Here is a 5252-nt window from a genome sequence, read left to right on the forward strand (position 1 = left end):
CCCACCCCCGCACTGACCGCCTGATCGAACAGGATCACGCGGCAATCACCCGATACACCACCCGTTTGGACTTGACCCGATCGGCGCGGTCAGTTCCATCCGGTTGTTGGTCGTGGGCCCCGGATCCCCGCCGTAGATTTCCCTTTCATGCCGACCGAACCGAAGCACGGCACCCCACCCTCCAGGCCCCGGATTCGGACTACACGCGCCATCGGTATAGATCTCGACCTCCACGACCATCAGGCTAGCGCCGTTACACTGGAAGATGGTCGGAGAAAGCATCTTTCGCGTCGCGTGGCGGTCCTGCTGCGTAGCCAACCCAGGGTACGACGATCGCCGTGTTCCCCAGTCTCTGAGGTAAGGCCCCGGGGGAACACGGCGCGGCGGTCAGGCGGCCAATGGGCCGTTGCCGTCCTGTGGCGTACCCACTACGGGCGCCTCGAGTGCTAGGCGTTCGGCCGAAGGCAGTTCAGCCCGAAGTGGTGCGGGCATGGTCGGTCCGGCAGCCTCGATCTCGCCGACCATCGTGAAGATGCCGTCGATGATGTCTTGCTGCGATTTCTCCCAGGTGGCCCAGAACCTGTTCAGGTATTCGCGCATCTTGTTCATCTCGTGCATACCGGTGCGGGTGGACTTGACGATTCGTTCCAGGCACTGCGCGAATCCGCCGACCGTGACGTAGTCGTAGACTCTGTCGGTCTCGCCCTGGCGCAACGCGTTGGCGAGAGCGTGCTTTTTGTTGGTGGCCATCAGCATGCGGAACGGGGACGCGAGGTGGGCCGCAACAGCGAAGTCACACACCAGGATTCCATCCATCCAGCCGGAGCCGTCGATGTCGCGGGGTAGTGCCTCGGTGACCAGGATCGCGATCTGCGCGCGATGCAGTTCGGCGTCCTTGGTGAGCTTCTTGATCCACTGCTTGCTGAACTGCTGGGTTTGCTTGCATTCCCACGCGATCACTCCGCATTCGCGGCCGTTCTCGCGCACCAGTTGCAGGATGTCTGCGCCGCGACGGCCGCGATCGACGACGGTGATCTCGTCTTCGGGCCACCGGCGGCGCAGTTCCTCGGCGAACAGCTCCTGTCGGGCGACGCCTTCCTCCTGCGCGCGTGTCCCAACGGAGGCTTTGCGGTGCGCTGCGGCCAGTTGGTCACGCAGGCCCTTGCCGTCGTTCTCCAGCTGCTCGATTTTGGCCGCCATACGGTTGCGCTCTTGTTCTACGAGCCGCTCGGCGTGGTGCTGAGCCCGCTGGCGTTCCTCGGTGGTGATCGCGTCCCGAATCCTGGCCTGCTCCAATTCCCATTCCTGCCGATCCTCGTCCAGGCGGCGACGGGCAGCACGCATCTCGACCTCGGCTTGCCGGATCTGCGCGAGTTTGCGCTGCTGGTCGGCGATCTCGCCGTCGCGTTCCTCGATCTGGCCCCGCAGTTCGGCTTCGGCGGCCTGCTGAACCGTCTTCTGCTGCTGCAATTCGCGGCGTAACACCGCGACCTGCTTGACTGCCTCGGCCCTGGCCTGTTCTGCGAGTTTGTCTGCCTGCTCAGCGATCTCGACGTCTTTCAGATCGAGCTGGCTCCGCAGCGATGTCTCGGCAGCCTGCTGATCACGCAACCGAGTGCGCAGTGTCGCGATCTCTTCCGCCGCTGCGGCCTGAGCGCTCGCCGCGGCCTGGACTGCCGCCTGCCTCCCGAGTTCCTGCTGCTTGCGGGACTCAGTCACCGCTTGGTTCTGCAGGGTCTCGCGATCTCGTTCCAGCTGCTCGATTTTCGCTCGATATTCCTGATCGACCTGGTTCCTGACCAGCTGGACCCCGGCTGCTGTGCGTTCGTCGGCTCGCACCCGTTCCTCGGCCGTGATCTCATCCCGCAGGCGCGCAAGTTCCAGACCCCACTCGACCTGCGCATCATGCTGCGCCTGTTCCAAAGTACGCTTCGAATCCAGCGCGTCACGCTCGGATTCCTTGGCGCGCCTGAGCATTTCACCTTGAGCGGTCAGCTCGGCAATCTTCTCGCCAATAAGCTGCCCATGCCGGTTCTCGGCATCTTTCCTGAGCTGTTGCTCACGGGTCAGCTCGGAGCGAAGCTCCGCTGCCAGACCTGTCGCTTTCGCTTCAGCCTCCGCAGCGAATCGCTGCTCCAGCTCAACACGAACCTTCTCTACCTGGGGTTGAGAAAGCGTCTGAATGAACGCATCTCCAAGATTCACGCCGCAGGCAGGACACGCCACGGATTCCGACAAGGATTGCTGGGTACCACGCTTAGACACGGAAACTCTCTGATCGAACGAGTAGAACGGTCAGGGATTCTTGCACGCCACACCGACAATTTCGCCATCCAGCAAAGTATTAGCAATGTCACAGTTCCGGCCCTGGTGTTGTGGGGTGTGCTCAGGGCGTGGGGATGTGGCTGGGGCGCGAAGCGATGACGACGTCAGTGATGTGCGGAAGCTTGAGAAGTGCGTTGCGAGTGGTTCCGTGTTCTTGCACGGAGGCGGATTCGTCGTAGATAAACACGGCGAGTTTCTCGTACGGGTAGTTGTCCGTCAGGTACGCGACGTAGTCTTCGGAGATCTCCTTCTCGAATTCTTTGAAGTCCGATGCCCTTCGTGCATATTTGACCTCGATGAGCAGTCCGAGGGACGGGATCCCGAAGTCTGCTCGGTAGGTGCTGTGTCCGAACTTTCGGAGTGTTTCTTCATCCACGAGGTCGTCGAATACCGGCCGGAGCATCAGCCACAGGATGTTCTGGACCTCGCGTTCTTGGGTGATCGGCCACCGAATCGGTTTGGCTAGGTTGTCCCCGTCGTAACGCCATTGGCGCATGGCATCGCTGAAGCGTCCCAGCAGCACGCCGACGTGGCTGGTATTCAGAACGATGTCATTGACACTGGTGGTGACCATACGCCCCACGGCCTCCAGCAGCAGAGCCGCGCGTGGCGCCGAAGCCGACTCGGCCTGACCGAGTGCGAGACCGGCGACCAGTCGCGATCGCAGGCTCCGAACTTCTTCGGCGTCCTTGAGAACCTGACTCCCCGGATGAGTTGCCAACCATTGCCACCCGGCAAGTTCCACGGGATCAGAGATTGCCCGAAGGTGAGGACTGGGATCGGTTGGTACGTCAATGATCTGACGGGCGCGTTCCTGAAATATTCCGAGCAGCGGGGTTACTGGGTTCACGAGATTATCGTGGAGCACCCCGGCAAGCCAGGAGCGTGCCCTGGGCAGCTCCTCATGGACAGCGTTGACCGCGAGGGCGATCCCGACGACCTGGCAGGGATCATTCACAAAGGTGACACCGTCGGGTTCGAAGGCATTCCTGCGCATGAGGTTCGGCAAGCCCTCCGTGAGATGTCTCCGACCGCCGGCTGACTCGATCGAGGGAAAACTGGCGAGGCCGTAGCCGAGAATCGCCAAGCCGGCAGGGTACGCGAGGCGATAGTTGTTCTCTGCGAACCAGTTTGGAGTCATGGGGTTCACGTTCCACGCGATGCTGCCGTAGCGATCGCCGAGGATGTGGTGGGCTAACAAGCCGTCGAGGTTGCCGGGCAGGTTCGAGCGATGGACGACTCCTTCAAGCTCCGAGATCCGGGTACCGAGAAGCGCGCCGGTGATATCCGGCGGATCATTGCGGCCCACGGTCGTCACAGAAACCACCTGCTGGTACGCAGCGCGGTCGCCACGGCGTCGGCGTTCCAGTTTCGGACATGTCGCAGGTTGCCGAGGAGGTCGGCAATCAGGTCCGAGTACAAGATCGTGACGGGTTGGCTCGATGGGTACATGGTGCGCCACGACATCGAGGTGAACCGGAATACCTGCCGGGACAGGTATTCCATATCGGTGAACGTAGAGTGCGGGTGGAGGTGGAGCAGCAGTGGTTTGGGCGCACCGTGGAGCGCATTCTTCAGATCCATCGGGCCGCTGACCGACAACAGCATGTCGGTCGGTCCGATTGGGACTGCGAAGCCGCGGTCCGGTACGTAGTAGCCCTTACTCTGCCCTCTTGTCCGCTGGGTGCCCATACCTGAACTGGCGCGGTCGAACATCACCCAGTCGTGCTCGGTACTCACATGAACGAACGCGAACTCGACCTTGGCGTACTGCCGGGTCAGGCTTTCAACGAGTTCCTTGACCGCGTCCACCTCGATGTCCTTCAGGCGCTTGAACACGTGAAACACCAGGCGAAGTTCGTCGCTCCTTTGCCAGGCGTGGCGCTTCTTGATGTCTTCGATGCACTCGGTTAGTGAGCGTAGAAGCTCGCGCGGATAGTCCTCGTAATTCGCCTCGCGGGAGGTGTTCGCCAACAGGTAGTTGCCGTCGGCGCTGAACACGGTTGTTATGCCTACGACCCGCTCTGGCTCGGAGTTGCGACTCTCCTTGATGTGAGCGCTGCCGATACCGATCACCAGCTCGTGCGCCAGAGGGCGCGGAGCCGCAATCACGAAAGGTATGCCACCGAGTTTGGCATAGCAGGCTAGAGCGATGCTGTTGAGAGGGTAGGCGAGCTGGCTCAGTCGAGCCGTCTCGATCTTCACTTCCTGTACGGGGACGCCTTGCCCCATGAAGGTCGACTTGGCAACAAGGTACGGGCTGCGGTCACCGCTCTGGTGCACCTGCGCGTCGCTGGTGATCACAAGAGCGAGATCGACATCGCCTGCGCGAAGGGCAGCACGGCACGCTTCCCGATAGGCATCGGCATCCGTGGCGGCTCCATCGAACGGGTACATGGCCGTATCGCAATCGCCCAGACGGTATTTGCGGACGAAGCCCTGGCTGTAGACGCGTCCGCCCTGGACTCCATGGAGGAACTTGTTTACGAAGTTCTCCACGATGCCTTTATGGACTCGCGGAGTGATGATCGCGATTCGGGGTTTCTTCTTGGCGAAGAACTCGACGTCGAAGGGCCCGTACTCATCGAGGCCACGATCCGCGGATCTGGCTGTCTTGTCCCCGGATTGGTCGAACTGAAAAATCGGCGAATCGTAGCGGCTCCAATTGACCTTTCGCGCACCGTCCTTACTCGACCCGACCGGCGGCTCGAGGGCCACCGACAGGCCGTGCGCGATGCTCAACGCACCAGGCCGCGCGAGGCGTCCCGCAATGTGGACAGTTTTCTCGTATCGGCCGAACGCACCCAGCAGGTCAAATGTTGTCTGTTCCAGTTCCCTTGCGATCCGGGGGAGGGTGTCACGAGAACCGTGTAAGTCCGAAGCTAGTTCGGTACTAAATCTATTCTAGCACAATGGAATTCGGTTCG

Annotated in this window: 3 protein-coding genes and 1 pseudogene; all 4 read right to left on the reverse strand. The window is 61.4% G+C overall.

Annotated elements, in window-relative coordinates:
- Positions 1-78: 78 nt before the first annotated feature.
- Positions 79-240 (reverse strand): annotated as a pseudogene (locus A5789_RS35600) (RNase H family protein); the annotation flags it as partial.
- 147 nt (positions 241-387) lie between these two features.
- A complete protein-coding gene (locus A5789_RS37830) occupies positions 388-2205 on the reverse strand; it encodes a DUF2130 domain-containing protein (protein WP_227463080.1) in 1818 nt (605 codons plus the stop codon).
- Between the two features lie 181 nt (positions 2206-2386).
- Positions 2387-3643: a hypothetical protein gene (locus A5789_RS36575; protein WP_064905310.1), complete on the reverse strand. Its 1257-nt coding sequence runs from the start codon at positions 3641-3643 to the stop codon at positions 2387-2389.
- The gene (locus A5789_RS14200) at positions 3640-5067 is read right to left on the reverse strand and encodes a Piwi domain-containing protein (protein WP_193615576.1); all 1428 of its coding nucleotides are present in this window, start codon (positions 5065-5067) and stop codon (positions 3640-3642) included. Before A5789_RS14200 ends, A5789_RS36575 begins: the two co-directional genes overlap by 4 nt.
- Between the last annotated feature and the right edge of the window lie 185 nt (positions 5068-5252).

This window comes from Nocardia sp. 852002-51101_SCH5132738 (assembly GCF_001665695.1).
Classification (GTDB): Bacteria; Actinomycetota; Actinomycetes; order Mycobacteriales; family Mycobacteriaceae; genus Nocardia; species Nocardia nova.